The organism is Methylobacterium sp. J-076, assembly GCF_022829405.1.
Lineage (GTDB): Bacteria > Pseudomonadota > Alphaproteobacteria > Rhizobiales > Beijerinckiaceae > Methylobacterium.
In genome coordinates this window covers 340,272-366,951 of record NZ_JAKSXW010000149.1, presented here as the reverse complement: position 1 = coordinate 366,951, position 26,680 = coordinate 340,272, and the positions used below count along the sequence as shown (strand labels likewise).

General features: G+C 69.5%; 32 protein-coding genes and 1 tRNA gene. 18 read left to right on the top strand and 15 right to left on the bottom strand.

Annotated features, from left to right (window positions below; translation table 11 throughout):
* Positions 1-48: 48 nt before the first annotated feature.
* Complete coding sequence (locus tag MKK53_RS23965) at positions 49-876, top strand: transglutaminase-like domain-containing protein (protein WP_243931467.1); 828 nt, start codon at positions 49-51, stop codon at positions 874-876.
* A 45-nt stretch (positions 877-921) separates the two neighbouring features.
* Positions 922-2,886, top strand: a complete 1,965-nt coding sequence (locus MKK53_RS23960) for a hybrid sensor histidine kinase/response regulator (RefSeq protein WP_243931466.1) — start codon at positions 922-924, stop codon at positions 2,884-2,886.
* 102 nt (positions 2,887-2,988) lie between these two features.
* On the opposite strand, the gene MKK53_RS23955 is transcribed toward MKK53_RS23960, so the two are convergent.
* From MKK53_RS23955 to MKK53_RS23945, 3 genes are all read right to left on the bottom strand, one after another.
* Entirely contained in the window at positions 2,989-5,418 is a 2,430-nt protein-coding gene (locus MKK53_RS23955) for a PAS domain S-box protein (RefSeq protein WP_243931465.1), read from the bottom strand.
* Between the two features lie 303 nt (positions 5,419-5,721).
* Positions 5,722-6,087: a response regulator gene (locus MKK53_RS23950; RefSeq protein ID WP_243931861.1), complete on the bottom strand. Its 366-nt coding sequence runs from the start codon at positions 6,085-6,087 to the stop codon at positions 5,722-5,724.
* Between the two features lie 22 nt (positions 6,088-6,109).
* Positions 6,110-10,327 carry a GAF domain-containing protein gene (locus MKK53_RS23945; RefSeq protein ID WP_409564409.1) on the bottom strand — a complete coding sequence of 1,406 codons (4,218 nt, stop codon included), beginning with the start codon at positions 10,325-10,327 and terminating at the stop codon, positions 6,110-6,112.
* A gap of 375 nt (positions 10,328-10,702) precedes the next feature.
* Here MKK53_RS23945 and MKK53_RS23940 point away from each other — a divergent pair, with 375 nt between their 5' ends.
* A complete protein-coding gene (locus tag MKK53_RS23940) occupies positions 10,703-10,972 on the top strand; it encodes a hypothetical protein (protein ID WP_243931464.1) in 270 nt (89 codons plus the stop codon).
* 530 nt (positions 10,973-11,502) lie between these two features.
* Here the strand turns inward: MKK53_RS23940 and MKK53_RS23935 are convergent.
* Positions 11,503-12,786, bottom strand: coding sequence for a cation:proton antiporter (locus tag MKK53_RS23935; RefSeq protein ID WP_243931463.1), 1,284 nt, complete (start codon positions 12,784-12,786; stop codon positions 11,503-11,505).
* Positions 12,787-13,066: 280 nt separating this feature from the next.
* On the opposite strand from MKK53_RS23935, the gene MKK53_RS23930 reads away from it, so the two are divergent.
* From MKK53_RS23930 to MKK53_RS23905, 6 genes are all read left to right on the top strand, one after another.
* The gene (locus MKK53_RS23930) at positions 13,067-13,225 is read left to right on the top strand and encodes a DUF3606 domain-containing protein (protein ID WP_243931462.1); all 159 of its coding nucleotides are present in this window, start codon (positions 13,067-13,069) and stop codon (positions 13,223-13,225) included.
* A gap of 171 nt (positions 13,226-13,396) precedes the next feature.
* The gene (locus tag MKK53_RS23925) at positions 13,397-13,882 is read left to right on the top strand and encodes a hypothetical protein (protein WP_243931461.1); all 486 of its coding nucleotides are present in this window, start codon (positions 13,397-13,399) and stop codon (positions 13,880-13,882) included.
* A gap of 39 nt (positions 13,883-13,921) precedes the next feature.
* On the top strand, positions 13,922-14,185 hold the full coding sequence (locus MKK53_RS23920) for a hypothetical protein (protein ID WP_243931460.1): 264 nt from the start codon (positions 13,922-13,924) through the stop codon (positions 14,183-14,185).
* Between the two features lie 72 nt (positions 14,186-14,257).
* A complete protein-coding gene (locus tag MKK53_RS23915; protein ID WP_243931459.1) occupies positions 14,258-14,560 on the top strand; it encodes a hypothetical protein in 303 nt (100 codons plus the stop codon).
* Positions 14,561-14,605: 45 nt separating this feature from the next.
* On the top strand, positions 14,606-14,767 hold the full coding sequence (locus tag MKK53_RS23910) for a hypothetical protein (RefSeq protein ID WP_243931458.1): 162 nt from the start codon (positions 14,606-14,608) through the stop codon (positions 14,765-14,767).
* Between the two features lie 120 nt (positions 14,768-14,887).
* Positions 14,888-15,208: a GCG_CRPN prefix-to-repeats domain-containing protein gene (locus tag MKK53_RS23905; protein WP_243931457.1), complete on the top strand. Its 321-nt coding sequence runs from the start codon at positions 14,888-14,890 to the stop codon at positions 15,206-15,208.
* Between the two features lie 273 nt (positions 15,209-15,481).
* Here the strand turns inward: MKK53_RS23905 and MKK53_RS23900 are convergent, their stop codons facing one another.
* Positions 15,482-15,994, bottom strand: a complete 513-nt coding sequence (locus MKK53_RS23900) for a hypothetical protein (RefSeq protein ID WP_243931456.1) — start codon at positions 15,992-15,994, stop codon at positions 15,482-15,484.
* Between the two features lie 345 nt (positions 15,995-16,339).
* On the opposite strand from MKK53_RS23900, the gene MKK53_RS23895 reads away from it, so the two are divergent.
* Entirely contained in the window at positions 16,340-16,693 is a 354-nt protein-coding gene (locus tag MKK53_RS23895; protein ID WP_243931455.1) for a hypothetical protein, read from the top strand.
* 187 nt (positions 16,694-16,880) lie between these two features.
* On the opposite strand, the gene MKK53_RS23890 is transcribed toward MKK53_RS23895, so the two are convergent.
* The 8 genes from MKK53_RS23890 to MKK53_RS23855 form a co-directional block, all read right to left on the bottom strand.
* Complete coding sequence (locus MKK53_RS23890) at positions 16,881-17,183, bottom strand: hypothetical protein (protein WP_243931454.1); 303 nt, start codon at positions 17,181-17,183, stop codon at positions 16,881-16,883.
* Positions 17,184-17,504, bottom strand: a complete 321-nt coding sequence (locus tag MKK53_RS23885; RefSeq protein ID WP_243931453.1) for a hypothetical protein — start codon at positions 17,502-17,504, stop codon at positions 17,184-17,186.
* 140 nt (positions 17,505-17,644) lie between these two features.
* Positions 17,645-17,842 (bottom strand): hypothetical protein, encoded by a 198-nt coding sequence (locus MKK53_RS23880; protein ID WP_243931452.1) that lies wholly within the window; start codon positions 17,840-17,842, stop codon positions 17,645-17,647.
* Between the two features lie 64 nt (positions 17,843-17,906).
* Positions 17,907-18,299 carry a hypothetical protein gene (locus MKK53_RS23875; protein WP_243931451.1) on the bottom strand — a complete coding sequence of 131 codons (393 nt, stop codon included), beginning with the start codon at positions 18,297-18,299 and terminating at the stop codon, positions 17,907-17,909.
* Positions 18,300-18,316: 17 nt separating this feature from the next.
* On the bottom strand, positions 18,317-18,643 hold the full coding sequence (locus MKK53_RS23870) for a hypothetical protein (RefSeq protein WP_243931450.1): 327 nt from the start codon (positions 18,641-18,643) through the stop codon (positions 18,317-18,319).
* Positions 18,644-18,788: 145 nt separating this feature from the next.
* Positions 18,789-19,031 (bottom strand): hypothetical protein, encoded by a 243-nt coding sequence (locus MKK53_RS23865; RefSeq protein ID WP_243931449.1) that lies wholly within the window; start codon positions 19,029-19,031, stop codon positions 18,789-18,791.
* Between the two features lie 9 nt (positions 19,032-19,040).
* On the bottom strand, positions 19,041-20,717 hold the full coding sequence (locus MKK53_RS23860) for an AAA family ATPase (protein ID WP_243931448.1): 1,677 nt from the start codon (positions 20,715-20,717) through the stop codon (positions 19,041-19,043).
* Positions 20,718-20,800: 83 nt separating this feature from the next.
* Entirely contained in the window at positions 20,801-21,355 is a 555-nt protein-coding gene (locus tag MKK53_RS23855; protein WP_243931447.1) for a hypothetical protein, read from the bottom strand.
* 231 nt (positions 21,356-21,586) lie between these two features.
* Here MKK53_RS23855 and MKK53_RS23850 point away from each other — a divergent pair, with 231 nt between their 5' ends.
* The 7 genes from MKK53_RS23850 (at position 21,587) to MKK53_RS23820 (ending at position 24,369) form a co-directional block, all read left to right on the top strand.
* A complete protein-coding gene (locus MKK53_RS23850; RefSeq protein WP_243931446.1) occupies positions 21,587-22,069 on the top strand; it encodes a hypothetical protein in 483 nt (160 codons plus the stop codon).
* A 1-nt stretch (position 22,070) separates the two neighbouring features.
* Complete coding sequence (locus tag MKK53_RS23845; RefSeq protein WP_243931445.1) at positions 22,071-22,451, top strand: hypothetical protein; 381 nt, start codon at positions 22,071-22,073, stop codon at positions 22,449-22,451.
* A 1-nt stretch (position 22,452) separates the two neighbouring features.
* Positions 22,453-22,713 carry a hypothetical protein gene (locus MKK53_RS23840; protein WP_243931444.1) on the top strand — a complete coding sequence of 87 codons (261 nt, stop codon included), beginning with the start codon at positions 22,453-22,455 and terminating at the stop codon, positions 22,711-22,713.
* Positions 22,713-22,997, top strand: a complete 285-nt coding sequence (locus MKK53_RS23835) for a hypothetical protein (protein WP_243931443.1) — start codon at positions 22,713-22,715, stop codon at positions 22,995-22,997. Before MKK53_RS23840 ends, MKK53_RS23835 begins: the two co-directional genes overlap by 1 nt.
* Entirely contained in the window at positions 22,994-23,308 is a 315-nt protein-coding gene (locus tag MKK53_RS23830) for a hypothetical protein (protein ID WP_243931442.1), read from the top strand. Before MKK53_RS23835 ends, MKK53_RS23830 begins: the two co-directional genes overlap by 4 nt.
* Complete coding sequence (locus MKK53_RS23825) at positions 23,305-23,646, top strand: hypothetical protein (protein ID WP_243931441.1); 342 nt, start codon at positions 23,305-23,307, stop codon at positions 23,644-23,646. Before MKK53_RS23830 ends, MKK53_RS23825 begins: the two co-directional genes overlap by 4 nt.
* A 411-nt stretch (positions 23,647-24,057) precedes the next feature.
* Entirely contained in the window at positions 24,058-24,369 is a 312-nt protein-coding gene (locus MKK53_RS23820; RefSeq protein ID WP_243931440.1) for a helix-turn-helix domain-containing protein, read from the top strand.
* A gap of 63 nt (positions 24,370-24,432) precedes the next feature.
* Here MKK53_RS23820 and MKK53_RS23815 read toward each other — a convergent pair whose 3' ends face one another.
* Complete coding sequence (locus MKK53_RS23815) at positions 24,433-24,936, bottom strand: hypothetical protein (protein ID WP_243931439.1); 504 nt, start codon at positions 24,934-24,936, stop codon at positions 24,433-24,435.
* A 223-nt stretch (positions 24,937-25,159) separates the two neighbouring features.
* Between MKK53_RS23815 and MKK53_RS23810 the strand changes: the two genes are divergently transcribed.
* Positions 25,160-26,308: a hypothetical protein gene (locus tag MKK53_RS23810; protein WP_243931438.1), complete on the top strand. Its 1,149-nt coding sequence runs from the start codon at positions 25,160-25,162 to the stop codon at positions 26,306-26,308.
* A gap of 226 nt (positions 26,309-26,534) precedes the next feature.
* On the opposite strand, the gene MKK53_RS23805 is transcribed toward MKK53_RS23810, so the two are convergent.
* Positions 26,535-26,610, bottom strand: a tRNA-Lys gene (locus MKK53_RS23805).
* Positions 26,611-26,680: the final 70 nt, after the last annotated feature.

Below are 26,680 nucleotides of genomic sequence, written 5' to 3'. Positions count from 1 at the left end.
ATGGCGGACATCTTGCCTGGACAGGCGCCCCGGAATGGAGAGCCGTCCATGCGCATTCGTTGTGGCTATACCATCGCCCTCGACACGTTCGGCCCGACCCCGATGACACTGCTGCTCAACGTCCGTCCCGAGCGGCGGAGCGACTTGCGCAGTCGCGAGGTCATCACGTTCGATCCACCCCTACCGGCCAGGCAGTTCCGCGACCCGTTCGGCAACGTCGCGACGCGCATCCTCGTCCCAGGCGGGCGCATCACGATGTCGGCGGACTTCGAGATCGAGGACCACGGCAAGCCCGATGAACACGTCCCGGAGGCCCGGCAGATACCTGTCCAGGACCTCCCGGACGAGGCCCTGCCGTTCCTGATGGGCTCGCGCTACTGCGACACCGACAAGCTATCGCAGACCGCCTGGAACCTGTTCGGGTCGACCACGGAGGGCTGGCCGCGCGTCCAGGCCATCGTCGACTACGCGCACGGACGCCTACGCTTCGATTACATGCAGGCGGACGCCACTCGCTCGGCCTTCGACGGCCATGGCCATCAGGTCGGCGTCTGCCGGGACTTCGCCCACCTGGCCATCACGCTGTGCCGGTGCATGAACATCCCGGCGCGTTACGCCACCGGCTACCTCGGTGACATCGGCGTGCCGAGGGACCCCGCGCCAATGGATTTCTCGGCGTGGTTCGAGGTCTACCTCGACGGGCCGGTGGGACCGCGCTGGTACACCTTCGACGCCCGTCACAACCGGCCTCGGATCGGCCGCATCGTCATGGCATATGGACGTGACGCCACGGACTGCGCGATCACCACCAGCTTCGGACAGGCGCCGCTGGCCGGGTTCACGGTAAGGACCGACGAGGTCGACGGAACGGCGTGAGGGCGGCCCTCCGACCGTCGGGGGGACTGGAACTTGCGCAGGTTCATGGACGCCATCTCGGGCCATGGCTTCGGCCCGCTCGCGCGCTACGGGTTGCCGGTCGCGACGGTCGGCCTCGCGACCCTGCTCAGGTTCCTCGCCCCGCTCGACGTCGCCCCCTTCCTTCTCTACCTCCCGCTCGTCTTCCTGGTCACGCTGGCCCTCGGTCGCGGCCCCGGCGCGGTCGCGGTCGGTTTCTCGTTGGCCGCGGCCGCGTGGTTCTTCCGCCGTTCCGACGGGACGGTCTCGTTCAGCCCGGGGCAGGTCATCGCCCTCGTGCAGTATCTCGTCGTCGGCGGTGCGATGGTCTGGGTTTGCGACGCGCTTCGCCGAACCATGGTCGAGCGTGAGGAAACCCTCGGTCGCCTCGACGCCGCCAACGCAAGCCTTCGCGCCGGCCGGGCGGAGCTTGAGGACGCGCGCCGCGACGCGGAGGCGGCCCGGGAGGCGGCCGAGGACGCCAACCGCGCCAAGAGCAGCTTCCTGGCCAACATGAGCCATGAGCTCCGCACGCCGCTCTCGGCCGTGATCGGCTACTCCGAGATGCTGGAGGAGGAGGCGGAGGAGCTCGGGCAGGACACGCTGCTCAAGGACCTCGGCAAGATCAAGTCCAACGCCAAGCATCTGCTCGGCCTCATCAACGACGTCCTCGACCTCTCGAAGGTCGAGGCGAACAAGATGGACACCTTCGCCGAGGACATCGACGTCGGCGAGTTCGTCCGCGACGCCGCCGGCACTATCGACGCCCTGGTAGCCAAGCGCGGCAATCGCCTCGTCCTCGACGTCCCTGAAGGGCTCGGAACCGCCCGCACCGACGCGACCAAGCTGCGCCAGGGCCTGTTCAACCTGCTCTCCAACGCCGCCAAGTTCACCGAGGGCGGGACGGTCACCCTACGGGTACGCCGTACGGCGGAACCGGACGGCGGCGGCCTGACGTTCTCCGTGGAGGACACCGGCATCGGCATGAGCCCGGAACAGGTCGAGCGCCTGTTCCAGCGCTTCGTCCAGGCCGACGGCAGCACGACGCGCCGCTACGGCGGGACGGGGTTGGGACTCGCCCTGACGAAGGCGTTCGCCCACCTGCTCGGGGGCGACGTCACGGTGGCGAGCGAGGTCGGGCGCGGTACCCGGTTCGTCCTGACGGTGCCCGCGACATTGCCGGAAACGGGGGATGCCCTCGAATCGGACGAGCCCGGGATCGCGACCGCCCTGGCGGGAAGAGGGCGGGGGTTGGTTCTCGTCATCGACGACGAGGGGAGCCAGCGCGATCTGATGGGCCGCTTCCTGCAGCGGCAGGGCTTCTCGGTCCGCACCGCCGCGGACGGGCGCACCGGCCTCGACCTCGCACGGTCCCTTGCCCCGAGGGTCATCCTGCTCGACGTCATGATGCCGGACGTGGACGGATGGGCCGTGCTGGCGTCGCTGAAGTCCGATCCGGTCACCCGGGACATCCCCGTCGTGATGGTGAGCTTCGTGGCCGACGCTGCCCTCAGCGCGTCCCTCGGGGCGGCGGACGCGCTGCCGAAGCCGGTCGACTGGGCGCGGCTTAAAGGGGTGCTCGACCGCTTCGGCCCGGGGCCCGGCGACGTCCTCGTGGTCGATGACGACGCGGACATGCGCGGCCGACTGCGCGCGGTGCTCGAACGCGACGGTTGGGCGGTGCGCGAGGCCGGCGACGGGGCCGAGGCCCTCGAACGCCTGACGGAGTCCAAGCCACGCGTGGTGCTGCTCGACCTGACGATGCCGGTGATGGACGGGTTCACCTTCCTGCACGAACTGCGGTCACGGCCGGGCTGCGGGGAGATCCCGGTGGTCGTGCTCAGCGCACGCGACGTGTCCGGCGAGGAGCGGCGCAGGCTCACCGGGGCGGACCGGGTCCTGCGCAAGGGCGACGCGAGCCTGCAGTCCCTCGTCGCCGAGGTCGACCGGCTTGGCCACGCAGCGGAGCGGCATGATGCCGATATGGGGTGATGCGGGTACGAGTATCGAGTGAGGCGCGGCGTCGACGAGGGAAACCGGAGGGGCCATCTGCCATGCCCTCGTTGCTCGATGCCCCACCTCTCGATGACTTCCCTACCGCCTGCCCCGGACCGCCGCGGCGCGCTCCACCGCCAGGCGCAGGACGCGCGATAGGTCGGCCACCGAGTACGGCTTGCGCAGCAGCTCGAAGCCATGGCTGCCTTCATCGGCGAGCACGTCGCTGTAGCCCGACGTGAGTACCACCGGCAGGTCCGGGTAACGCCTGCGGATCTCGCGGGCCAGTGCGATGCCGTTCATGCCGGGCATCACCACGTCGGTGAACACCACCTCGAAGCGGAAGGGGACGTGCTCGATCTCGGCCAGCGCCTTCTCGGCGTCCGTCGCCCAAACGGTCTCGTACCCGAGCTCGGCGAGGGCCTGGTTCGCGAACGCCCCGACGTCGAGGTTGTCCTCGACGACGAGCACGCAGGTGCCGTGCCCCTCCGCCAGCGGGGCCGGCTCGCGCGCGTGCGGCGCCTCGGACGCGGCCCGGGGCGCCCGCGGCAGGTAGACCGTGAACGTGGTGCCGCGTCCGGCCTCGCTCCGGACCACCACCTCGCCCCCCGACTGCTTGGCGAAGCCGAAGACCTGGCTCAGGCCGAGCCCGGTGCCCTGGCCGACGCCCTTGGTCGTGAAGAACGGCTCGAAGATCCGGTCGAGCACGTCCGCGTCGATGCCGGTGCCCGTGTCGGAGATGGACACGGCGACGTAGTCCCCCGGCACGGCGGCATGGGCCCGCACGGCCGGGATGCGGTCCGCGGGCCGCACGCGGATGTCGAGCCGGCCCTCGCCGTCCATCGCGTCCCGGGCGTTGACGACCATGTTGACCAGGGCCGTGTCGAACTGGCTCGGATCCGCGTCGACGAGGCAGGGCATCGCGCGTCCGGCACTGTCCAGGAACGGCTCGATGCTCGTCGTGACCGCGATGCGTGCGCCCGTCAGCGTCCCGACCATCTCCGAGACCGAAGCGACGCCGCGACCGACGTCGAAAATCTCCGGCTTGAGCGCCTGCCGCCGCGCGAAGGCGAGCAGCTGCCCGGTCAGCTTCGCGGCGCGGTCGACGGTGTCCGAGATCGCCCCGACGTAGCGGTCGCGTCGGTCCTGGGCGAGGTTCGGGCGCTTGAGCAAGTCGGTGGAAGACTTGATTACCGTGAGCAGGTTGTTGAAGTCGTGCGCCACGCCGCCGGTCAACTGTCCGACCGCCTCCAGTTTCTGCGATTGGCGAAGTTGCTCCTCCAGGGCCCGACGTTCCGTCACGTCGCGTCCCGAGGCGTAGAAGTGGTCGTCGCGCGGGACGACGTTCCATGAGATCCAGCGATAGCCGCCGTCCCTCGCCCTCAGGCGCAGGTCGATGTCGTCGAGCCTCCCCGTGGCCACCACGCGTTCGAACGCGCGCTCCGTCGACTCCCGGTCCTCGGGATGGACGAGGACATCGAAGCGAACGCCGACTAGCTCCGCCGAGGACCACCCCAGGGTCGCAGTCCAGGCCGGGTTCACCGCCCGGTACAGGCCGTCGTAGCCGCAGACGACGAACAGGTCGCGGCTCGCGCGCCACAAGGTATCGCGTTCCTCGGTTCGTTCCCGGGCGGCCGAGGCTAGGTGGTCCTCCAGGTTGCGGCGGTCGGTGATGTCGTTGAACAGGATTGCGACTTGGCGCCTTGCGGATTCGCCGATGCGCAGGGCATGGACGTCGAACCACCGACCCAGTGCGACCGCGCCACTCTCAAATCGCCTCGACGCTCCCGTCATCGCGACCTCGCCGTAGGCGTCGAACCACGACCGTTCCAGGCCCGGCACGATCTCGCTGACCCAGCGTCCGGTCGCGTTCCTGATGCCGGTGTGCCGCTCGAATGCCGGGTTCACCTCGATAAAGCGGTAGTCGACCGCGCGGCCCTCGACGTCGAACAGCATCTCGATCACGCAGAAGCCGGCATCGACGGCCTCGAACAAGGCCTGGTAACGCGCCTCGCTCTCGGCGAGACGCTCCTCCTCGGTTCGGAAGCGCGTGACGTCGAGTTGACTGGCGAAGAAGTAACGCAGCCGACCGTCGGCGTCGAAGACCGGGCTGATGTAAAGCTCGTTGCGAAACGGCGTGCCGTCCCGGTGGTAGTTCACGAGCTCTACGACGACGTCCCGTCTGGCCGCTACGGCGTCGCGCACCTTTGCCACGACCGTCCGTTCCGTGCCGGGGCCTTGTAGGAACCTGCAGTTCCGACCGAGCAACTCACTGGCCTCGTAGCCGCACATCTCCTGGAAGGCGCGGTTGGCGAAGACGATGGGGTTGTCGGGCAGGTTGGGGTCGGTGATGATCTGCGGCATGCGGGTCTTCTCCGCCGCCGTGAACAGGAGGTCGGTCCCGGCGGCGGAGGTGCGCTCGCCGCCGGTCGGGGTGCGGACGTGCCGCCCGTCTCGCTGCCGCAGCCGCTCGTTCTCCGCGTTCGCCTCCCGGAGCAGCCGTCGGAGTTCCTCGACCTCGCCTTCCATCGAACCCCGTTCCCGGCCAACGGCCACCAACCCTGGCCGCCGGTATCACAACGACCCCGGTAGCGCTCGGCTCCCCGGCCGCGTCGTCGCGATTCACCCCTCGTGGCCATGCTAGGACAGCCGTCCGACTTCGGACCGTGCTTGGCGTGGAACGATGGTCACGTTTTGCTCAGGTCGGTCGACGGGTCTGACGCCTTCGTCCGCCCCCCTGGAACGATGGTATCCGTGATGGAGTACGAAGGCCGTTCCACCGAGCTCCCATGTCGGGACACGGAGCGGGGACTGTCTCGCGGAGGTTCGTTTTCAAGCCATCATCCGCTGCATCGTCGCCGTGACCTCGTCCCGCTTGTAGGGCTTCTGGAAGAACACGCCCCGCTTCGGCAGTTCCTCCGGCAGGGGGCGTCGCTTGCCCGATACGATGATGAGCTCGATGGGGGGCCAGCGGTCGCGGACGGCCGCCGCGAACTGCATCCCGTTCAGGCCGCCCGGCATGTCGATGTCGGTGAACACCACGCGGATATCCAACCGGCTCTCCAGGATGAGGACCGCGTCCGCGGCGCTGGCCACGTGGAGGGCCTCGAACCCGGCGTCCTCGACGAGATCCACCGCCATCATGCGCTGCAGGGGCTCGTCCTCCACGACGAGGACGACCAAACTCGCCGGGGGCATCGCCTGACCCAAACCCGCCTCCTCAGGAATGCTGCAACTGGACGAGGGGGGCGCGCATCGTCGCCTGGAACCCGGACGGGGGGTAACGGAGGTCCACGCCCCCCGTTCCGACGAGGCCGAGGACGATCAGGCGCGAACCGAACCCCTTTCGGCCGCCGGTGGCGGGCAGTGTCACGGGCGGGCCGCCGCGCTCCACCCAATCGAACGTGACCTCCCTTTCCTCGTCCTGGCCGTCGAGGCGCCAGTCGACCGCGACGCGGCCCTCTGGAACGGAGAGCGCTCCGTACTTCGCAGCGTTGGTCGCCAGCTCGTGGAGCAGCAGGGACAACGACAGGGTGGCGCGTGGGCCGAGGTCGATCTCCGGACCCGTCACCTCGATGCGATCAGCGTGGCCCACGCCCGCGAGCACGGCCTTCACCACCTCCATCGCCGGCGCGGCCGTCCAACTCTGGCGCAAAAGCACGTCATGGGCGGACGAAAGGGCATGGATGCGCTTCTCGAACGCCTCGACGGGCGCCCGCTCGGGAACGCTGCGCAAGGTCTGCGTGGCGATGGAAAGCACCATTGCGAACGAGTTCTTCAGCCTGTGGGAAAGCTCCTCGTTCAGCACGCGTTGATCCGACTCGGCACGGACCCTGGCCACCGTCGTCTGTATCCGGTCGGCGACTGTGCGCACGAAGGCCATCTCATCCTGCGTAAAGGCGTGGGGCTCGGCGTAGTGGACGAACCCAAGCCCGACGATCTGCCCGCGCTCCATGATCGGCACGTTGACGAGGGCGCGCACCCCGATGGCCAGCAGCGCCGCGGCCGTCACCTTGCTTCGGGGGTCGCGCTCGACGTCCTCGACCGCGACGACCTCGCCGCGCTTCAACTCGTCGATGTAGCTCCCGTAGTCCCGGAACTGGTGCAACCCCGCCACCGATACGACCCCCGGGGCGCACCAGTCGGTAGGGATCTCGACCGTTTCCTCGGCCGCGTCGACGAGCCCGTAGCCCGCCCGGGTGGTGCCAAGCGCGTCGGACATGATCTCGGCGGCGGCCTGCACGAGCATCGGCACGTCGTCGGTCTCGCGCAGGCGCTCGCCCAGGGCGAGCAGCGCGTCGCGACGCGCGTCCGCCTCGACGCGGGCCGTGACCTCCAGGAAGATGACGCCGAAGCGTTCGGGTCCGAGCGGGAACGCGCGGCCCTCGTACCAGCGCCCGAGCATTCCCACACGGCGGACGAAGGTGATGGGTTGGCCCGTTGCCACGACGGCCGCGAACTCTTCGACCCACTCGTCCTCGATGCCGGGAATGACCTCCCGGATCGTGCGTCCGACGACGGTTGCGGGTTCGATCCCGACCAGGGCGCCCCAGGCGGCGTTCACGTCGACGTAGCGCCAGTCGATGACGGCACCCCCGTCATCCCGGACGACCTCGCCCACGAGGAAGCCCTCGCTCAAGCGCTCGAACAAGCCGCGCCAGTGCTCCTCGCTCTCGCGCAGCGCTTCCTGGGCCGCACGCCGCTCCTCGATATCGAGCAGCACCCCCGGGAAGCTCAGTGGCGTCCCGTCCAGGCCGTGGTCGACTCGCCCGTTGGCCTCGATCCAGTAGTAGCGTCCGTCCGCCCGCCGCACCCGGTACTGATGGGCGTAGGCGCCGCCGCGCAGGATGGCGTGCTGGATGGCTTCCCCCAACCCTGCCTGGTCGTCGGGATGCACCGTCGCGACGATCTGGGCGAGCGGGATACCCTCGCGACCGAGCGCCGGGTCGAGGCCGAAACTCGACGCGAATCCCTCATCGATGGTGAAGCGGTCGGAGGGCAGGTCCCAGAACCACGTCCCGATGATCGCGCCGGCCGCGAGCGCGAGTTGCACCCGCTCGACGTTTTGACGGGCGACAGCCTCGCTGGCGCGAAGGCGTTCCTCCGCGTTCCGCCGGGCGGTGACGTCGTTAAAGAAGATTGCGATCCGCCGCTCCCCGGGGTCCCCGACACGGACCGCGCGCACGTCGAACCACCGCCCGAAACTCTCGGCGTAATTCTCGAAGGACGCTGGCTCCCCGGTCCGGGCGACGTGGCCGTAGGTCTCGAACCAGAACCGCTCCAGGTCCGGGGCGAACTCCGTGACCCACTTGCCGCGCAAGTTTACCCCGGCCTGCCGCTCGAACGCCGGGTTGGCCTCGACGAAGCGGTAGTCGACCGGCCGGTCGTCAGCGTCGAACTTGACCTCGACGATGGCGAACGCCGTCTCGATGGTGTCCAGGATGGTCCTGAAACGCGCGTCGCTCCGGCGCAGTGCATCCTGTGCCTCGTGGCGGTCGGTGACGTCCTGCACGGTGCCGAACATCTGGGTGACGACGCCGCTCCCGTCCCGCAGGAAGTTGGCGCGCCGCGCGATCCAGCGCAACGCGCCGTCGTCGGCCCTGCGGATGCGGTACTCGACGTCGAGCACGGCCGTCCCGGCCTGCCTGGTCCCGTCGTTCGACGGCACGGCGCGGTCCTCCGGCACGACCAGCGTCTCGAATCGCTCTACCGAGTACAGGCCGGTGGGAGGCACGCCGTACAAGCGCGCGAACTCCGCGGAGACGTTGATCAGGCCCGTGCCGACGTCGACCTCGAACGTCCCGACCTGCCCAGCCTCCTGAGCCAGCCGCGAGCGTCGGTCCCCCTCCCGGAGAGCGGCCTCGCCCGCGAGCCGGTCGCGGACCGCCGAGACGTACCGGGCCACGGTCTCGAAGAAGGCCAGGGCCTCGGCGTCGAAAGCGGGTTCCCGGGTCGAGCAGAACGACATTACCCCCACGACGGACCCGCGGCTCTTCACCGGGTAGCCGGCGAAGGCATCGATGCCGACCTGCCGGGCCAAGCCATAGCGCGGTTCCCACGTCGCCTGGACGCCGGTGAGCACGAATGGGCGTTTGGTCTCGGCGACGATGCCGCATAGCGGCCCGTCGATGTCCACCTGACGTAGGGCGGTCTGACTCTCCTCGCTCACCCCGATGGCATGGGTCAGTCGCAGGTGCCCCCCGCCCGGCGCGATGTCGTAGAGGTAGCACTGGTCGAAGCCGAGGCTTGCGGCACCGGCAGCCAGGATGGGCTCGACGGCGCGGGCCGGATCGTCCGACGTTAGCAGGGCGGCCGACACCTGCGACAGCAGGTCGAGGCGCTGCTGGGCCCGGCGGCGCGCCGCCGCCTCCTCGGCTGCCGCGACCGCGGTCAGGCCGGACGTCGCGGCGGCCGCGAACAGCCGCGCCAGGTCGAGGTCGCGTTCCCGGAAAGCGCCGACCCGGCCGGACTGGAGCTTCAGCACGCCGACGGGAAGCCCCCCGCGCGAGATCGGCGCAAGCACGGCCGAGCGCATGGCAAGCCTGTCCGCGAGATGCGGCTTGACCTGCCCGTCGCGGAGCACGTCGTCCGCGAGCAGCGGCATGTCCGTCAGCACGCATCGCCCGGCGAGGCTGTCGTGTAGCGGCACGCGCAACCCCCGGTACGGGTCCAGGTTGCCGGCGACCGCGCGATAGTCGAGCTCATCGCCGTCGATCAGCTCGACGACCGCGCCCTCCGCCGCGGGCACGGCCTGCATGACCCCTGCGGTCACCGCGTCGAGGATGCCGTCGAGGGCGCCGCCCGCGGCCGACACGGTCGCGTTGGTTCGCGCGAGGAGGTCGCGCTCGCGCCGTCCGGCCTCCTGCTCGGCGAGGAGTGCGTCGCGGGCCCCGAGGGCGCGGCGCATTTCGAGGAGCCTGCTGACCTGACGCCCGAGGGCACGGAGGTCGTCGGACTGCTCCGGTGTCAGGCCCCCGGGACGCGGCACGGTGTCGATGACGCAAAGCGAGCCGACGACCTGCCCATTCGTCAAGCGCAGGGGCGCGCCTGCATAGAAGCGGATCTGCGGTGCGCCCGTGACGAGCGGGTTGGCAGCCGTGCGGGGGTCCGCCGTCAGGTCGGGGACGACGAGGAGGTCCGGCTCGGCGAGCGCGAACTTGCAGACCGAACTGTCGAGATCGGTCTCGCAATGGGGGAAGCCGACCCGCGCCTTGAACCATTGCCGGTCGACGGCGACGAGGCTGACCAGGGCGACGGGCGTCGCACACAGGCGGGTCGCCAAGCGCACGACGTCGTCGAAGCCCGCCTCGGGCAGGGAGTCCAGGATCGCGAGCCCGTCGAGTGCGGACAATCGCGCCGGGTCGATGATGACCGACGCCGATGGCGCAGCCGTCCCCGCGTAGCCGCGAACGACGCCGGGATCAGTTCCGGGTCGCATCGGTCCGGACCGGATGGCGCACGGTCCCCGGGACCGCCGCCGCGACGGGCGCGACCACGCCGGTGGTGATGGCGTGACCGGAGGCGATGGGATGGGTCGGGACGACGCGACAGGTCATGACGTGTGATGCCGGGACTGCAACCGCCCCCCTGTAGCACAAGCCATCGGGCCCGAAACATGACCATCGGTTTCCCGCCCGTCGGCAAGAATGACGCGGGGGTCGTCCAGCGGGCGGTGGTCAGATGCTGATTCCGCCAGCCGGGCCGGACGGGATCGAACACGACGGGTTCTCCGCGTGAGTAACCCGGCGCGCGACTCGTCTCCTTGAGGAGGCGAGGCCTCGATGTGGCAGAAATCATTGTGGATACTGACCCCATGCTCGCCCGCGAGATGGCCAAGGCCCCCTACATGCAGTCCCTCAAGGTCGACGGACGCCGCGAGGTGCTCCTGGACCTCCTGGCCGAATTGCCGTTCGAGGTCCCGTCGAACCTTGGCGGCTACGTACGCGGTGATGCCGAAATTAGCGAACTCGTCCGTTTCGGACGGTCGCTCATGAAATCCCCAGGTTCGTTCGAGACGCTGCTCGAAAAGGTCGGCCCTCAACCGAAATATGAGCAACCACCGTCGAAGACGATGGACAGGTAGCCACGTGGAAGGCTCATGCCCTTTCTGTATAACCAGTAGGCCGGGCGCTACGCACAGTGTCTTGTAAAGATCACAATAGGAATTGCGCGATAGCGGAACCGTGGTCGTGACCCACCACGCCAAGCACGTCCTCAACTCGGTTGTGCGCGCGCCTGCCGTGCCGGCATGCACATCTCGCCTGGTGCGACGCCTCCAACCTTACCCCTCTGCTCCCTGCAAGGGGACCGGCCCCCCGGGTACACGGGCACGTCGATTATCGCGTCGGACGAACCCAGATCGTGTGAGACGCCAGGGGTCTTGTCGAGGAGGAGACGGCGTTCCGGCCCGACCTCGCCATCGGCCCCTTTCTCTTGCCCGAGGCGTAACGCGTAGCGAGTATCATTACCCGTGATGCGTTACCTTCCGTGTCGCGCTCCCGGACACCCACGGGGCATCCCGGGTCCGAGATCATGGCCGCCAGCAACACGAAGGTTCGGCGGCTCCGACGTCGACGTCCCGTCGGATCGTATCTTCGGACAGGTAGGACGGAGCTACGGACCCGGGGCCGGGGAGAGGACGAGGTCGAGTTGCGCGCTCTCCGTGTCGCGTCCGCTTCGCCTGTCGAGGAACCGCAGCACCGGCGTCACCGTCACGCCGTGCAGCACGATGGACACCAGGACGGCGAGGCCGACCGTGGACCAGAGCAGGTCCGGCGCCTCGAACGGGGCGTGCCCAAGGGCGTAGGCGAGATAGTACACCGTACCGAGCCCACGGATGCCGAAGAAGGCGATCACGGCCCGTTCGTCGCCGGGCAGACCGGATCCGGTCAAGCCGATCCATCCGCAGAGGGGACGCACGACGAGCAGGGCCAGCGCCACGAACACGGCGGCCGGCCACGTCAGTCCCGTCAGCAGGCCTCCACCGGCGAGGGCGAAGCCGAACCCGACGAGCAGGACCATCATCAGCAGCCGTTCGAGCTCCTCAGCGTAGTCGTGCATCTTGCGATGGTAGTCGTGGCCGTGGTTCGAGGCGCGAAGTGCGAGCGCCGCCGCGAAGACGCCGACGAAGCCGTAGCCGTCGACCGCCTGGACGATGCCGTAGGCGAGACAAGTGACGCCCAGCGCCACGAAGCCGTCGCCGGTGCGCGAGAGCTTCGAGACGTTCGGCAGGTGGAAGGTCAGCCAGCCGAGGGCCCGGCCGACGAGCGCGCCCAGGACCGCGCCGACCGACACCTTCCACAGGACGTCGACGGCAAGCCAATGGCCGAGGGACAGGTCCGCGGAGCCGCTTGCCGCGAGGGCGATGGCGAGGTTGACGAAGGGAAAGGCGAGGCCGTCGTTGAGGCCGGCCTCGGATGTGAGAGCGAACCGCATCTCGTCCTCCCGGCCCTCGGTCGGGTGCCCGACCTGCACGTCGGAGGCGAGCACCGGGTCGGTAGGGGCGAGCGACGCGCCCAGTAGCAGGGACGATGCGGCCCCGAGTCCGAGGAGGGTCGAGGCAAGTGCTGCGAGGGTGGCGATGGTGAGCGGCATGGCAAGCCCGAGCATCCGCCACGTCGTCGCCCAGCGCTTCCAGCCGATCAGCCGGTCGATCTTCAGCCCGGCGCCCATCAACGAGATGACAACGACGGCCTCGGTCGCGTGCTCGACCACGGGAAGGTGCTCGGCCGGGTATCGCGCCAGCCCAGCTAGGGGTGGGACGAAGGACAGCGCCGCGCCCGCCCCGACACAGCAGATGGGGAGGGACAGCGGCAACGCCCGCAGGACCATCGGCAACCACGCCGTGAATAGGACGAGTGCGCCGAAGCCGGCGACGACGAAGACGTACGGTTCCATTGGATGGCGAACCGGTCCTCGCCGGAACCGTTCCGCGGTAATCCGATGTCACCCGACGTGATGGTCGATTTCCTCGCCAAGTGGATTGGCAGGGCCGGGACCGCTTCGCGTTATCAATTGGACCGGCGCGAAGGGTTTTCGGCGCGGTTGCCGGAAGACGGGCGACGTCCCTGTGCATGACCAGGAGGATGGGGCTCGGCCGCGCAACCCGTAGGCTCGACCGACGTTCGCTTGACGACCGTCCCGGTACCCTCCCGGGGCAATCAATCGGGCGTTGATCATGCAGGACGAACGTACCCATCTCGACATTCACGACCGGTCCAGCCGCGAGACCTACGCACGACAATTCGGAGTCAGCGAAGACCAGTTGCGCAAGGCCGTGCGGCTTGTCGGCAGTCGTATCAGCACGCTGCGTGGCCACCTCAAGCGGCCAGCTTGAACGTGGCCTTCGGGGCCGCGGAGGGATCGGCCGCCACGGCCGACCCCTCCGCATACGATGCCCAGTTGGTCAGATCACCTGGCTCACCCCGGATGTTGCGTCGACGCCACGCCCCTGCGCATCGTTTGACCGGTGCGGAACGGCGGACTTCGGTAACCTGTTACCTGGGCCATGGAACACTACCGGTCCACCCTGGGCACCGCCGCCGTCGCCGCCATCGGCCTTCTCGTGGCCGCGCGCGTGCTGCACCCGGGCAACTTCGAGGAATTGCCCCGGCCTGCGCGGCCGGTCGCGTCGCAGTCCGAGGCAGCGTTGACCTCCGTCGCGGTGAGGGCCGAGCCGCCCTTCGGCCTGTACATGCGGCCGAGCGCCTTGTCGCCCGAGATCGCTGTGCTGGCTCCGCGTTTGAGCGCGCCGCTGCCGCCCGGATTAACGATGATGCCGATCCTGTCAGCAGCGATGGCGAATGCCGTCGGTCAATCTCGGGACACCGGGGCGCGACGACAGCCCACGGCCGCCAAGCGCCTGGTTCACGCGAACCCGACAACAGTCTCGGGCACGGGGACGGCGCACGCCTCGTCGAGGGATGCCCGGTCGACCCAGGTCGAGACGCATGAAGTCATGGGCCGCGAACTCACCCGTGACGAAGATGGCTGACCCCCGATCCGCCTACGCGACAAACCCAGGAGAAGACACTTGAAGGCTTTGTTCACTGCTGGACTCGTCGTCGCCGGCCTGTTCCCCGCCGTGCCCGCCCTGGCGCAGAGCATCGACATCGGTCCCAGCGGCATCCGGGTTGACCCGCGCTCGCCGCGCGAGCGCGAGTATGACGCCATCCGCCGGGAGGAGCGCCGGGAGGAACTGCGCGAGGAGCGGCGCGACGCCATCCGTGACGACATCCGCCGGGAGGAGCGCCGCCGCGACTTCGAGGATGGCGTGCCGCCCCGCGGCCGGTACTGAGGCCGACGGCTACGGATGGTCTCTGAATGGCGGCGGGCAAGGTCCCGCCGCGAGCGGAAGGGCGATCCGACGATGCGAACGAACTTGGTCCTCCTGGCCACGCTGGGAGTGATGGTGGCCGGCCCGGTCGGCGCGCAACAGGTCACCACGGGTGGCGCTGGCAATACCGGCGTCACCCCGCCCGCCACCGTCGGCGGCGTTGGTCCCGGCGCCCGGGACCTCGGGCCCAGCCCGATCACCCGGGGCAATGAGGCCAACCCCAGCAACTCGTCGGTGCCCGGCACGACGCCAGACGTGAACATCGGGGGCACCCCGACCGGCGGACCACCCGGCACCGGCGGCACCTCCGGCGGCCCTTCCCTCGACGGACGGTGACCGACGCAACCGGCGGTCGCCTCCCGACCCGATAAGGATCAGAGCATGAACCTCGTTACCATCCTCCTCATCGTGCTGATCGTCCTGGCGCTCGGGGGCGGCGGCTACGGCTACTATGGCGGCGGCTACAACGGCATCGGCGGCATCGGCCTGGGCGGCGTCCTGATCATCGTCCTGATCGTGCTGCTGGTGACCGGGCGGCTCTGAACCCGGTCGCACCCGTCGGTGCGATGAACGAACCCGTCAGATCCCGGTCAGCCGCCGGGTGGCAGCCTCCGAGTCATCCCGTCCGACATGGTCGGGCCGCCAACCATTGGGGATGCAGTCATGATGGTCTTGAAGGTGACGGGTCTCGCCGCGTTGATCAGCGTCGGTCTCGCCTCCTCGGCGGCGGTCGCGGCCCCGGTCGGATACGGCTTCGGGCCGCCCGAGCGTGAGGCGATCATCGAGCGGGTGGCCGGCGGCTGCGGTCCCGGCTTCCACCCCAACCCCTGGGGGCGTTGCCGCCCGAACGACTGGGGAAGGGGCGGTTGGGGCGGACCGCGCGGTGGCTACGGCTACCGCGGCCCGGGCCGCGGTGGGTATGACGGCCACGGACGCGGCCCTGACGGTTACGACGGCCCGCGGCGGTACTACGGGGGGTACTGAACCGCGCGCTTCCGGGACGGCATCGGAGCCCCCCTGTCCAGTCCGACCCCAAGTCCCCGCGTCGGCGTTAGCCGGCGGGGGTACGTCGAGGCGGCTCCGGGTTCGGCCGCGTCGTCCGACCGGTAACGTTCCGGCCGCTCTTCGCGATGTCGCCCGGCCTTGGTCCCGGTGCCCTTCGAGGGACCCAAGCGGAACCCGCCACAGGTCGTACGGCCGGCCGACCCAACCACCGCCCCCGTCGCCGCCAGGACGCCGGGAAACCGAACCTGCAGCCTACGGCTTGGCCTTCGGTGCGACGAACGGGTTCGTCTCGGTCGCCGACCCGTTCTTTGCGTAGCACGCCTCCAGCCGGTCGAGGCCGGCCGCACTCTTGTCCAGCGCCACCTTGATGGTCGCGCCCTCGCCCTTGACGTCGAGCGCGTCGGCCAGCCTGAGCGCCTTCACGAACCGCTCGTCCTTCACCGGCAGGGACACGGCGTTGCCCGAGGCGGCGACCTCGGCCTGCAACACCGACGAGCCGGCCGCCAGCTCGACCGGGTAGCTCTTGCCGCGCCCGAGCTTCCACTTCGGCGAGCTCATGGTCAGGTCGAGCCCGATTGCGTCGCGGGTGAACTGCACGTCGACCCCGTCGTCGGTTGTACGGGTCATCGTGCAACGCTCGAACTTCTGGCCCTTCGAGACCGCGTCGACCTTCCACGGGCCGACGGCGACCGTTCCCTCCGGGGTCTGGGCATGGGCCGCGACGGCCATGGTCGTCAGGACGACGGCTGCGATGGGGATGCGCATGGGGACCTCCGCATTGTTGGGATGGGGTTAGGTCGCGAGACCGCCGGAGGTTTCCTACCCGCCCTCGCGAACGACGACCGGTACGGACGCTAACGGAGGGACTTCGCCTGTAGAAACCTGAGGGTGCCGGGCGCCCGTAGCCGGCCATGTCCGATGCGGCGATGGCCCGGGGCAGCGGCCTTCGGGCCATGGCCGGCGTTGGCCGCCTCGTCCGATCCCTCGCCGGTAGGATGCGCGAGGTAATCCAAACCCGTCCACACGCCGGCGACTGCACAAGCTTAGCCGCTTGGCGTAACCGTCCCGCTATGTTCCACTTCTGTTCCGTTGGATTCGTGGAGCGAGCGCGTGCAGGTCTCAGCCGTCTTGATCGGACTGCCGATACCCATCCCCGTCCTCTCAAAGGCCGTCCGGGCCGGCTTCCCCAGCCCCGCGGACGACTTCGTCGAGGACGAGATCGACCTTCAGCGGCTGCTGATCGCGAACCGACCGGCGACCTTCCTCGTCCGATGGGTGAACATCGTCGAGCTCGCGAGCGCCGTCATCTCCCATCTCGACGGTGCCCCGTTCGTGGAACCGTCGCTGATGCCCTTCTCACCCATCGTCGGTATGGATGCCCAATTAGACCGGGAACGCGTCACGGATGACGAGGCGATGTTGTTCGTGAGCGATCTGCGCTCCACTTCGGCGCGTGGCGGATAGGACCGCCGTTACCGTCCGCACCCGCCGCTAGTACGTCACAGGTCGGAGCCCGCAAGGTGCGGACGCGGGGAAAGCGCCGGGTACTATCTGTCCATCCCCGTCCGGCACCCGATGCCTGAACGTGGGTCACATCGGGGGGCAGTGATCACTGCCACCGCAGGGTCCCTCCGTAACCGCGACCATTGGCTCAGGCGGCCTCGTCCGGACGTTCGGACCCCCTGCCAGGCCACGGGCCCGTCGCCTCGAAGCGCCCGTCGGCGAGTTCCGACAAGGGCAGCGCCTCGCCCGGATATCGTTCCCGCTCGAACCGCGCGATGCGCTCGCGCAGCTTGTAACTGAGTTCGCCGGGCCGGACCGGCAGGTTGGCATCCGCGGTCCCGTACCGCCTCGTTGCCTCCACCCATCCCGTGGGCATCACCGCGATGATCCCCTGCGCCGACATCGGGCCCCGGGCCGTCAGCACGTCGTGGGCCGTCGCCAGGAACAACATTTAGATTTGCCTGCCCGACAGCGCCGGCGAGACCGCGAGATTCGCCTCGGGCGCCGGGTCGGGTGCCAGCGCCGGCAGGCCGGCCTGGGCGAAACGCCCGCCCGCCGCCTCCACGATGCCCTTGCCCGCCGCGGCCTCGCGCAACAGGTGGTAGCGCGGCCAGGACGTAGTCAGCGGCTGCCCGATCCACTTGCCGTCGACCTTTAACGCCGTCGGCAGGGCGTCGTGCAGGTGGTGCGCGGCCACCGCGCCGCGCTGGGCCATCGCCGCCTCCACCGCCAACCTCACCGCAACCCAGAACTCGTCCGCGTCCAGCGCCAAGCTCTCCCCCCCTCAGCGCGTCGACCATGATGCGCATTGCCTCGACCCAACAGTCCCGCTGTCTGACAGTAGTCGGTCCCACAAGCTCCGGTCAGTATAGCGTCTGCGCCATGCCAACGGCCGCGCGAAGCCGGCCTACCTCACTGCTGCGCTAGAAATTGGCGCATTATCATGTCCACCCCGGCGGATACCCCGGTGTGCCACCCCTTGAGAGTGTTTGCGATGCTAACTTGCGCATCGAGCAGCATCACTGGATGCTCGGCCGGGCCGCCCATAAAAGCGAGCAATACGAGCGCCGCCAGAAACGACAGGATTACAATAACGGTCGACGCATCCAAGAATTCCCCGGGCTACGCCGACAGCATCACCCTCGGCGCCCCCGGGCGCCATGGTCGCGACGGCCTAGTCGCCGGATGAGACGTCGGCGAGTCCGGAGGGACACGGTGCCGGGCCGCGCGTCGCGACGTCCGCCGTCCCCCGCCCGGGGTTCCCGGACCACTCCACGCCCGACGTCTGCGCCGCGGCGACATCCGGTACCGGTCGGATGGCCGCGAGCGACCGCCCCCGGCTGGTGACCGTAGCGTCGCCGCGGCCCTGGTACAGGACCGTCTCCCGCCCCGTGCGCGTATCCACGAGGCCGCAGGTCACCCGCAGCGTCCAGCCGCCCCCGCGGGGCCGCGGTGTCCCCTCCCACCGCCCGAACGCCTCGCGAGACGGCCCCGCGGGCTCGCGCACGGACATCAGGAAGCTGTCGCCCTCGTCGGGGAACGGCGCGGCGGCCGCCGGTGCGACCATCGCGAATACTGCGAATACTAGAGAACTGCTACGCATGACCCGTCCTCAAGGAAGTAGACCGCCTTCGCGGCGTGGATGATCTCGCCCGTGTCCCGGCGCCGGAATCCCGGCTCGTCGATGCGGTAGCCGATGGGCACGGCCCCGGCCGGCGGCAGGGCGTCGAGAAGCGTCCCGGAGACGTGCGCGTGGACCTCCCGGCGCCCCCGGAGCGCCCGGAGGCGGCCGGCCTCGCTGACGCGGAACCGGCAATCGGCGAGCGCGACGGCCTGCCGGTGCCCGGAGACGCGTCCGGAATCACGGACAGACCACAGGCGCTTCGGGCGGTGGCGATAGATGTCAGTCACCGCCGTCGGCCCAGTCGGCGAAGGCAAACTCCTTGAGCAGCCGGATGACGACGGCGCCGTCGTCCTCCAGAGACGCCCCTCGTCAGTGAGCCGCCCGACGTGGAATACGAGTTCGAGCAGCGCAACTGCCCGCTCGTACGTGGGCTCAGAGGGAGATGCGGTGGCGGCCATGGAGGTGCTCCGGGTTGTTGACGTGGCGGGTCCGCATCGCGGCCGCCTCGGCGTCGTGGGCCTCGGCGAGTGCGTCGGCGGGTGACATCGTCCCCGCCGCGACGTGCGCGGCGAGGCGGGTGACGGTGAGGTCGGCGGCGATGCAGAACAGCGCGTTGGCCGTGCGTGCCCGGGCCGCGTCGGCGATGCGCCGGCGGACGATGTTCAGGTCGGACATGGCGGCCCCCTAATGCCGGGGGCCGGGGGCGCCGTCGCGCGCCCTCAGCAGGCCGTCAACTAGGCGCTGCAGGCGACGAACGGACCCGCCGGGCCAGACCCCCGCCAAGGCGGCGAGCTCTTCGCCGTCGATGGTGCCCCAGCGGGGGTCCATCCCGCGGTCGATGCAGAACTGCCCGCTGATCCGGGCCGCCAGCCCGGCCAGGTGCTCCGGCCCGGGCTCGCCGACGCGGATAACCCGCATTCGGTCCATTAGGGACGGGGGCAGGCCGCCGAGGGAATTGACCGTCGCGACGTGGACGAGGTGCCCGACGTCGACAGGCACGCCCAGCCACGGACTGCGCCAGGACTGCGCTGTCTCCTGTTCGAACAGGCCGTGAAGCAGGTCGGTGATCTTGCCGCTGTTCGACTGCCGGGACCCGGCCGCCTTCTCCAACTCGTCGTAGTGGACGAGCGCCGACGCGCAGCGCGAGCCCGCCAGTTCACGCTCGATGACGCCGGCCTGGGCCGACATCCAGCGGATGCTCGTGCCGAACGTGCTCGTGTCCGAGGCCGACTCTGAGTTGATGCGGACGTACGGCAGCTCGGACAGCCGCGCGATCCGGCGGATGATGCGCGTCTTGCCGGCGCCGGGCGGGCCCTCGACGCACAGGACGGTGTGGCGCCAGTGCGTGCGCCCCTCGTGCTCGGCGCGGAGGGCGCGCGGGACCGCGGCCAGCCAGGGGGCCTCCCCGACGAGCTCGGCCTCCCAGGCGTCCCAGTCCGCCGGGACCTCGGCGAGCGGCAGGCGGGCTCCCAGCGCCGAGCCCAGGGTTTGCTTCACCGCGGTCTTGTTCTCGCCCTTGCCGACGGCGTCGAGGATGCTCGCGGGGAACACCTCGACACCCTCCGGCTCCATGTCGGCCGGCAGGTCCGTCGCGGGGGCGTCCTCGGGCCCGGGATACCGGTCATCGACGGGTCCGGGTCCCGGGTGCGGCCCCTTGCGGCCAGTCGGCGTGGCACGGCGCACGATGCCCGCGCTGTCCTCGTCGATGTCCTGCAGCGCGGCACGGCGGTCGAGGATCTTCGTGCCCTGGCGGATGCAGTCCTCGATGATCCCGAAGGCGCCCATGTCAGGCCTCCAGTCGACGACTGGCCACTCGGGCGACGCGAGGTTCGCGCGCGCCCCGACGCAGAACGGCAGCAGGCCCGGGATCGCGTGGACGCGCTCCTCGGCGGCGAGGACGAGCGTCTTGATGGCATGGCGGTCACCGGTCTCGGCGAGCGGCACGAGGGCGATGCGGGCCAGCGACAGCATCGATTCCTCGACGTGCTGGAGTGCGCGCCGCTCGGGCAGCGGGATGCCGGACGTCATGCGGCGCTGGACGATGCCGGCGTGCCGCATGCACTCGTGGTGCAGCGTGCCGAGCGCCGTCAGCGTGACGCGGGCCTGGGCGTCGTCGTCGTAGGGCGACGGCTCCATCCAGTCCTGGCGGATGTACCGTCCCGACCGGCCGAGGTGCGCCAGCGGGACGTTGTTATGGACTTCGATGCCCGGGCTCTCGGGCGTGGGCATCGTCGGGTACCGCGAGTCGACGTACCGGAAGTACGGATCGTACGGCAGGTCCTCGCGAACGGGAGGCGGGGTGCGGCCTGAGAGGATGGCGAGCGCGGAATAGCACTCAGCCCCGGCGAGGGGGTCGGTCATCGGATGGTCTCCGTTGCACCGGGTCGGCTGAACCGAACCCTGGGCGTGAGCCGCCATCGTACACGACAGGTCCTAGCGAGGGGTTAACGAACTTCACCCCCGTCCAAGCCTTCCCCGCGGTTCTCGAACGTCCGCCCCTGGCGCACGGTGAACAGCAGTCGCAGCACGCGGTCGGCGGCGTCGCGGGCCTCGTGCAAACGGTCGTCGACGTGGGGGGACGTGCCGGCCTCGTCCGCGTACCGGCCCAGCGCCGTCGCCAGCCATCCCCGGGCCTCGGCATCCTCGGCATCCGCGAGGCATGCCAGGGTCCGCAGGGCCGTCGGATGGAGGCCCTTCTTGGCGATGCGGTCCTTCTGCCAGGTCCGGCGGTTCGCGCCGAACGCCAGCGGCAGGGCGTGGAGCCAGCCGCCCGGCCACACGGCCAGCCCGGCGCGGTCGACGGCGTCCACGAGGGCCGCGTTGACCTCCGTTGGGCCGAGGGCCTTGGGCGGCTCCCCGGGCACGACGGCGTGCGGCTGCCGGTCGGGCGCGTACGCCAGGACCGTGCGCACCGGCGCCGATAGGACGAAGCCGACGGCGGTCCAGCCGGCAGGGACCGGATCGGTCTCGGGATCGACGTTGGCCAGCAGCAGTTCCATGCCCCGGGATAGCCCGCGCGGGCGGGGGGCGGCTAGCCGAATCGTGGTTCCTGGGTACCCTGTCCTCGGGCTCAGGCCCGCGTCGCCGGACGGAGGTAGCAGGTTCGATTCCTGCCCCCACACCAACTGCGTGGACGTAGCTCAGTGAGCCGGAGCACCGGCCGGTCGACGTAGGGGGTCCGCAACCGTCCAGGGTTGCGGACCCCCTTTGGATTCCGGGAGGGGGATGACGTGGCGAACAACACGACCCTACGCCTGACGCTCTCGGGACCGCCCGAGGTCATCGCGGCGTTCAAGGCCGCCCACATCGTCGAGAACACGAACCGCGGCTACGACGACTGCCCGGTCCGACTGAGCTTCGAGACATTCACAGCGTACCAGGAGAGCGATGGTCGCGAGTGGGCCTACGAGAACTGGGGTAGCTGCTACAACGCCGCGTACTTCGAGTTCATCCGCGACGAGCCCGGCGAGATAGAAGTGCGGTTCGACGCCTTCAACGGCGACGCCGAACTCATTTTCCAAAAGATCGCCCGCCGCTTCCCCGAGTTCTACGGGCGGGTGCTGGGCATCGAGGACGGTGGGTTCTACTCGTGCTCCGGCGTCTTCACCTTGGGGACGTTCTCGTACCGCCGGACCGAGTGGTCGAAGCTCGTCTACGAGCAGGTCCACGGGCATCCCTACGAGGAGCCGGAGGACGACGAGGAGGCTGCCTGACATGCGCCTCCACTACACCCGCGTCCGTCGCGCCCGCGGCCTGGCGATGCCGGTGCCCCCAACACCCCGCAAGCGCCCACTGCGGTCCCCGGTGCTGTTCGGGTTCATGGGCATTCCGGTCCGCACCCGCGCGGACGTGCTGCGGGGATGGGGAACCTGGGACGCGTTCCTCGACGACGTGTTCCGGATCTGGGTACCTGACCCGATGGGGATGCCTCACATGCGGCACCACATCGAGCAACTCTTCCCGCCGGCCGAGATGGATGCCCACCGCGAGGACATGTACCGCCGTTGGGAGGAAGGCCGGAAGCATACCGGTCGCCTGGCGGCCAACCTCGGCAGGCTCTCCATCGCCGACCGCATCTTCGGAAAGGTCTCCTGACATGCGCCCCCTCATCCGCGTGACGACGACCGAGGACGGCGTGACGACCGTTCGGACGAACGAGGTCGCCGCCCCGGTGGTCTCCCTGGCGGCCCTGATGGAATGCTCGAAGCGCGAGCTCGCCGTGCGCGTCACGGAGCTCACCGCCGAGCTCGACCGCGAGCGCGCCCGGTCCGCCTTGGCCCGCTGCGAGGCCGAGACCGCCACGCACATGGCGCGCACCCGTGGCACCGGCACGCCGGCGGTGGGGAGTTTCGGCTGATGGCCCTGGGAGACGTGACGATGCAGTTCCCGAAGCACGACGCCTCGCTTCACCTGACTCACAACCAGCACAAGGCCTATTACGAGACGGTCCTGGAGGCGATTGAGACGGGGACGTATCCCGAGACCGCCTGGGTCAGTCTTGCGCAGCGCGAGAAGGCGCTGGCGACCGTCGAAGTCTGGGAGTTGCAATGGTATCCCAGGACGCCGGTGTCGTTCCATCGGTTGCTGGCCGCCGACCTTGACGTCCTACTGGCCACGGCTGCCGATGGGGACGCGGCATGACCGCACTCGAACGCAGCATCCGCCGGGATCTCCGCCGCGCCGCCGTGCCGGTTCACCTGCGCCGCCGGACTGCCCGTCGCCTGGCAGTGCAAGCCCATGGCGCTGCCTTGGCGGACGCGATGGACACCATCATCGAGGCCGAGGCCAGGCGCCGGGCGGACCGGCTCGGGGGCGACCTGCAGGCCGCCCGGGCCGCCCGCAAGGGCGCGGAGGTTGGCGAGTCCGTGGCGCTGGGGTTCCTCGTCCTGGGGCGCCAAATTGGTGCCGCCGTGGACCGCCTGCAGACCCATCTCAACGGGAGGACGGCATGACAGGAATGCGCGAGCGATCCTTCGAGTGGTGGGCGGCTCGATGCACGGCCGGAGAAGACGATACGGTTACTGCTGGGCGTACCGCCGCGAACGAGACCACCGCCCGCCGCTTGGCCGTCCTTGTACAGGTCGTGCCTCCGCTGCTCGAACACTTGGAGAAGCCCGAGACGGCCATCCAGCAGGTCCGCGCGGGCACGGTGGAGATGATGCAGGAGGAACTGCGGCGGTGCCGTGCGGTCCTGGGCGACTTCGCGTTCTTCAGCACCATGCAGGACGAAATCGCTGCCCGGATCGTGGCCATAGATGCGATGCTGGCGGAGCGGAGTGCGGGTGGATGACCTCCCGTGCCCATTGCGCCGTCCCCTTCTGCCGGCGGACGGCCAGTGTCGAGGCGGGATTCCGCGACGGCGAGTTCCTGTGCGGCCCGCACGGGCGGCTGCGGTCCCCGGAGACGAAGGCCAGGTGGCGGGAACACGCCCGCATCGCGCGCAGGAACCCCGGACCATGGTGGGAGCACCCCCCGGGTTCACATGCCCGTCGCCTCAGGTTGGCCATCGAGAGAAGCGAGCAGGCCCTGTGGTCGCGGACTCGGTGCGAGGCCGTCGAGGCGGCCGCGGGGCTGTAGACCGTTAACGGCACCGCTCGAATTGTGGGTTTCAGGGCCTCCCGGCATCTTCAGAATGCCTCCAGTAACGTACTTCTGAGGCGATTTCGGCTCAAAAGTACGTTGTGGGAGGCATCGGCCCGACGTGCCGCATTTAGATTTGTTCGAGATCGGCAAGCTCATCCGGCAGCATCGCCGGTGGCGTCGGCTGACCCAGCAGGAGGTCGCCAAGGCCGCCGGCTGCACGAAACAGCTCATCCTCCTCCTGGAGGACGGGCGGGCACCGACTGTTCCGTTCCGTGTCGTGTTGGCCGCGATGAACAGGGTCGGCCTGGACCTGCGGGTGGTCCGCTACCAGTACCGGCCCCCGACCCTTGAGGAAGTCCAAACCCAGAACGAGCGCGACGACACGCCGGAACAGGAGGCCGTATGGGGAGCCCCGGGGGCATTCCGGTAACACGGAACGCGAAAGGGCCCCGGCATCGCTGCCAGGGCCCCTCGTGGACGTTCAGCCTTCAGTTCAGGCGTATGCCTTCTCAGTGCCCAAACGGGCGAGGCGGAGTTCCTCGGCGACGTCCGCGAGTTCCTCATGCGGGACGAGCGCTTCGATCTCGCTGGGTGTGGCTGGGCTGTAGCCTCCGTTCTCCCGACGGAACTTGATGGCTAGAAACCGACTGGGCGGGATCTGCCTCGGGTAGACGTACCAGGACCTCGCCTTGCGCTGGCCACCGCCCGTCCGAACCAATTCCTCGACCAGTTGGGGTTCCAGGTACCCAGCCCGGGTACTGGCGAAGCGCAGCCACGGGTACGCCTCCCTGGGGCCGAACTCCATCTCGATGCGGACCGCGCGCTTGTCCACCTCGGAGCCGTCCAAGCCATGTCCCCCGGGGTCTGGGTCCGACGTCAGCCAATTCGCCCGGGTGATCCTCGACCCGTCGAGGAGCGGGACCTCGCCGCGCCACAACCCTCCCGTCGCGAGGATGACGGGCAGGTGACCTAGGGACGTGAAGTGGTAGAGGCGCATCGGGCGAACCATCCTGTGGTGGACGGCAGTATCCGCGGGTTCCATCGCCTTTGAGTGAGTCCGGTTCGTAAAATCCCACGGACCTCCACGAATCGCGGCATCCCGCTAGACTCCCCGGTGGCGGCTCGGGAGGGCCGTACCCACCGGGGGCCGCGGCCTGCCGGAACGTCGGGAAAGGCGCACCGCCACTCCTCGCTGCAACCCGTGCACCGATGGATGACCCGTGTCCGACCGTACGCCCGCGACCGAGAAGGGGACCGCCGACCGCATCGAGGCCGACGACGGCGGCTACTGGGTCCGCCTCGTCACCAAGCAGGCCCTCCGCCGCGAGGGCGGGTGCATGCAGAACTGCCTCGCCCGGGGGCACTACGCGGACACCGCCGGCGAGGAGGACCTCGTCTCGACCGAGGTCTGGTCCCTGCGGAAGGCGGCCGGCCTCAGCTATATGGACATCTCGGTGAACGTGCAGCGTGACGACATCTTCGCCGGCAACGCGGAGGGCCCGAAGAACAGCCAGCCCTCCGGATGGTCGTGCCGTCAGCTACGCCACCTGGTGGCCGCCTTCCGGGACGTCGGGGCTACCCTGCGCCTCCACGAGGGCACCGCCCTGACCGGGGAGGACGGGCGGACCTGGCGGCCGGACAAGGCGCTCCAGGTCGTGAAGGACGCCAATGCTGCGCGGCTCAACCTCGAAGGGGCCATCAGCAGGATAAGGGTGACCGGAGGCGGCAGACTGGACATGATCGATGCCATGGCCGCGGGTATGCGCTCGAGCCTCATCCATGGCGTCGATGTCGACGGTGGCGAGACGGTCCTGACCTTGCGGATCTCGGGGCCCGTCGACGCCACCCTCGTGGCGAACGGGGACCACACGTACGCCCTGTACCTCGAAGGGCGCGACCACCCGCCGTCCTATCCGGTCGTCATCCCCATGGGGGACTTCGGCATGTATGATGACCCGTTCCTCGTGCAGGTCCGGTTGCCACCCGTCGCGATGGGCATGCGGCGGCGATACATCCGGGCCGCACCAGCGAGGACCCGCGACGACGTCGTGCGCGAGATCGAGCAAGCCGAAACGCTAATAGCCAGCGGGCGGGGCTGGGCGGCGAGTGCGGTAGGCATTGGGTCGCTGCAATCGCTCTATAGGGAACTCGGCGAGCTCGACGGGCGCCCACCCCGTGGCCCCGGTACCTTCGTGATGCTGGGGACGCGCGCGGTGAAGGATGAGATCTGTCGGTCCATGACAAGCGATGGCTCGCGCCTGGGCCTTCACCGGGAGGAGCTCGACGCGGCCAGCGAGATCCGCTCCGGCATCGAGCACGACACAGGCGGTCCGCCGGCCATCCACACCATCTCCCCGCCGTTGGGCTGACACGGGCCCCCTGTGCGGATCGGCGGCGCGGGGGGACAATCGAACCGGACGCCGCGCCCCGTCATCGAGGGCGCCGACAACCCTGCCGCGGAAGCCACCCGCGAGCGGGGTTGAAACGCGTTCCCCGCCCAAATGCCGCCCAAGGCCGTTTTCGGCCCGTTTCGGTCGTCCCGGGCGCGGCGAACTGGAAGGCCGTTTTCCGCTGTGCTGTGAGGAGTTTAAATCTTGGTGGGCGCACTAGGGTTCGAACCTAGGACCCGCTGATTAAGAGTCAGCTGCTCTACCAACTGAGCTATGCGCCCGATCGCTGTTGCGACCGTTTCGGTGGCCACCAACCGCCGCCGACGCCGGCCTAGTAGCAATGGGGCCGGG

Excerpts from the sequence above, each read along its gene's own strand:
- MKK53_RS23930 (WP_243931462.1), top strand. The coding sequence starts at position 13,067 with ATGCAGGACGAACGTACCCATCTCGACATTCACGACCGGTCCAGCCGC.
- MKK53_RS23840 (WP_243931444.1), top strand. The coding sequence starts at position 22,453 with ATGCGCCCCCTCATCCGCGTGACGACGACCGAGGACGGCGTGACGACC.
- MKK53_RS23910 (WP_243931458.1), top strand. The coding sequence starts at position 14,606 with ATGAACCTCGTTACCATCCTCCTCATCGTGCTGATCGTCCTGGCGCTC.
- MKK53_RS23900 (WP_243931456.1), bottom strand. The coding sequence starts at position 15,994 with ATGCGCATCCCCATCGCAGCCGTCGTCCTGACGACCATGGCCGTCGCG.
- MKK53_RS23875 (WP_243931451.1), bottom strand. The coding sequence starts at position 18,299 with ATGGTCGCACCGGCGGCCGCCGCGCCGTTCCCCGACGAGGGCGACAGC.
- MKK53_RS23815 (WP_243931439.1), bottom strand. The coding sequence starts at position 24,936 with ATGCGCCTCTACCACTTCACGTCCCTAGGTCACCTGCCCGTCATCCTC.
- MKK53_RS23905 (WP_243931457.1), top strand. The coding sequence starts at position 14,888 with ATGATGGTCTTGAAGGTGACGGGTCTCGCCGCGTTGATCAGCGTCGGT.
- MKK53_RS23935 (WP_243931463.1), bottom strand. The coding sequence starts at position 12,786 with ATGGAACCGTACGTCTTCGTCGTCGCCGGCTTCGGCGCACTCGTCCTA.
- MKK53_RS23860 (WP_243931448.1), bottom strand. The coding sequence starts at position 20,717 with ATGACCGACCCCCTCGCCGGGGCTGAGTGCTATTCCGCGCTCGCCATC.
- MKK53_RS23940 (WP_243931464.1), top strand. The coding sequence starts at position 10,703 with ATGCTCGCCCGCGAGATGGCCAAGGCCCCCTACATGCAGTCCCTCAAG.
- MKK53_RS23925 (WP_243931461.1), top strand. The coding sequence starts at position 13,397 with ATGGAACACTACCGGTCCACCCTGGGCACCGCCGCCGTCGCCGCCATC.
- MKK53_RS23825 (WP_243931441.1), top strand. The coding sequence starts at position 23,305 with ATGACAGGAATGCGCGAGCGATCCTTCGAGTGGTGGGCGGCTCGATGC.
- MKK53_RS23945 (WP_409564409.1), bottom strand. The coding sequence starts at position 10,327 with ATGCGACCCGGAACTGATCCCGGCGTCGTTCGCGGCTACGCGGGGACG.
- MKK53_RS23960 (WP_243931466.1), top strand. The coding sequence starts at position 922 with ATGGACGCCATCTCGGGCCATGGCTTCGGCCCGCTCGCGCGCTACGGG.
- MKK53_RS23835 (WP_243931443.1), top strand. The coding sequence starts at position 22,713 with ATGGCCCTGGGAGACGTGACGATGCAGTTCCCGAAGCACGACGCCTCG.
- MKK53_RS23830 (WP_243931442.1), top strand. The coding sequence starts at position 22,994 with ATGACCGCACTCGAACGCAGCATCCGCCGGGATCTCCGCCGCGCCGCC.
- MKK53_RS23890 (WP_243931454.1), bottom strand. The coding sequence starts at position 17,183 with ATGTTGTTCCTGGCGACGGCCCACGACGTGCTGACGGCCCGGGGCCCG.
- MKK53_RS23865 (WP_243931449.1), bottom strand. The coding sequence starts at position 19,031 with ATGTCCGACCTGAACATCGTCCGCCGGCGCATCGCCGACGCGGCCCGG.
- MKK53_RS23965 (WP_243931467.1), top strand. The coding sequence starts at position 49 with ATGCGCATTCGTTGTGGCTATACCATCGCCCTCGACACGTTCGGCCCG.
- MKK53_RS23915 (WP_243931459.1), top strand. The coding sequence starts at position 14,258 with ATGCGAACGAACTTGGTCCTCCTGGCCACGCTGGGAGTGATGGTGGCC.
- MKK53_RS23950 (WP_243931861.1), bottom strand. The coding sequence starts at position 6,087 with ATGCCCCCGGCGAGTTTGGTCGTCCTCGTCGTGGAGGACGAGCCCCTG.
- MKK53_RS23955 (WP_243931465.1), bottom strand. The coding sequence starts at position 5,418 with ATGGAAGGCGAGGTCGAGGAACTCCGACGGCTGCTCCGGGAGGCGAAC.
- MKK53_RS23855 (WP_243931447.1), bottom strand. The coding sequence starts at position 21,355 with ATGGAACTGCTGCTGGCCAACGTCGATCCCGAGACCGATCCGGTCCCT.
- MKK53_RS23845 (WP_243931445.1), top strand. The coding sequence starts at position 22,071 with ATGCGCCTCCACTACACCCGCGTCCGTCGCGCCCGCGGCCTGGCGATG.